Raw genomic sequence first — 1,035 nt, forward strand, 5'->3', positions numbered from 1 at the left:
TCGATCCCCGCGACACGACCAATGGAGCGCACGTCCAGATCGCCCCCTGGTCGGGCATGGCGGTGGGCGACGAAGTGATCCTGTACTGGAACGGCACTGCGGCGAACGGCCGGCCGCTCACCTATATGGACGACGCCACGATCGCGGCGGGCGGCGTGAACACTCCCGTCACGTTCACCGTGCCGCCCGAGTACGTCGATCAGATCGCCGGCGGCTCGGTCGATGTCTACTACCGGCTCAAGCAGGGTACCGCGCAACGCGAATCGCAGCATCTCCTGCTCTCCGTGGTGGGCCAGATCCTCCTGCCCGCGCCGCTGGTGCAAGGCGTCGTCGCCGGCGTGCTCGACCCGGCTCAGGTGCCCAACGGCAGTGTGATCACCGTCCCGCCGTGGACCACGATGAACATCGACGACCGCATCGACTGGTATTGGTCCGCGCAAGTCGCTGCCGGCAGCGCGAACGGCTCGGTGAAGGTGACCGCGCTGACCAAGGATAAGGCAATCGAGATCCCGGTGGCGCGCAGCGTCATCGACGCCGACGCGGCCGTCAATGCCTTAGTAACGGTCCGCTACACGCTGACCCGCGTGGGCACCCCCACGCCGCAGGATTCGTCATGGAACCAGTTCAGCGTGAGCGCGTCCCAGACCAAGCTGCCGGCGCCCCTCGTCGATCAAAACAATGGCGGCACCCTCGACCCTGACACGCTGCCTCCGGCCGGCGCCACCGTGCGCGTCAAACCCTATGCCGGGATGGCCGACGGCGACTCCGTGATGGTGTACTTCGGTCGCGGCTCGGGCGGCGGCGAGTACGCCCAAAAATTCGACGTCACGCGCGACACGGTCGGCCAGGACATCACCATGCCCGTGCCGAAAGCCAAGGTGCTGTTCTTTCTGAACAGTCAGGTGGTCGTCAATTACGTCGTCACCCGTTTCGCGGATCAAAAGTCCGTCGATTCCAGCGATCTGGTGCTGTTGGTGCAAGGACAGGCGAAGTGGCCCGCCCCCGGCGTCGACGAGGCGCAGGGCGACTATCTCG

At 66.0% G+C, this 1,035-nt stretch carries 1 pseudogene; it reads left to right on the forward strand.

Annotation, left to right across the window (positions count from 1 at the left end):
• Positions 1 to 1,035: pseudogene (locus tag PHO31112_RS27355) on the forward strand (hypothetical protein); the annotation flags it as partial.

It is taken from the genome of Pandoraea horticolens (assembly GCF_902459555.1).
In the GTDB taxonomy this organism is placed as follows: Bacteria; Pseudomonadota; Gammaproteobacteria; order Burkholderiales; family Burkholderiaceae; genus Pandoraea; species Pandoraea horticolens.